This is a genomic window from Mesorhizobium sanjuanii, assembly GCF_002529485.1.
GTDB classification, from domain to species: Bacteria; Pseudomonadota; Alphaproteobacteria; order Rhizobiales; family Rhizobiaceae; genus Mesorhizobium; species Mesorhizobium sanjuanii.
Genome location: NZ_NWQG01000327.1, coordinates 1 through 546, shown reverse-complemented (window position 1 = coordinate 546; position 546 = coordinate 1). Strand labels below are relative to the sequence as shown.

The 546-nt window shown below is 56.2% G+C and carries 1 pseudogene; it reads left to right on the top strand.

Annotated features, from left to right (window positions below):
* Positions 1–28: 28 nt before the first annotated feature.
* A pseudogene (locus CN311_RS31715) lies at positions 29–546 on the top strand (calcium-binding protein); the annotation flags it as partial.

Below are 546 nucleotides of genomic sequence, written 5' to 3'. Positions count from 1 at the left end.
TGATCCGACCGGCAAATACCACACCAAAGTGAGCGCTGCCAATCTGAAGGCGGAATCCGATTGGATCCATTCCCATTTTCCGGGCGCCAAGACCTTTATTACCCTGATGGACATGGGGTCGTACACAGATTCCAATTACAACAACACCTACAATCCCGCCAACACCGGCATCGATTATTACGGCATCAATCCCTATCCGGTGCGCACCACCGCGGTGGACTTCAACTACATCGACAGGGCGGTGGCCGCGGCTTTGGAGGCAGGCATCCCGCAGAGCGCGATCATTCCTGTCTATCAGACGTTTGGCGGTGGCGGTTGGGCGACCAATACGGGCGGCTCCTATGTCATGCCCACCACATCCCAGATGCAGACCATGATGGACCATTGGGAAAAGCTGGTTCCCAATCCCGCCTTTGACATGGCTTACAAATGGGCCTCGCAGAACGGCGAAACCTCGCTTGGCAATACCTCGTCGATGCAGTCCTTTTTCAAGGAACACAACACCACCACCACCACCACTCCGCCTCCAACCACCCCACCCCCAAC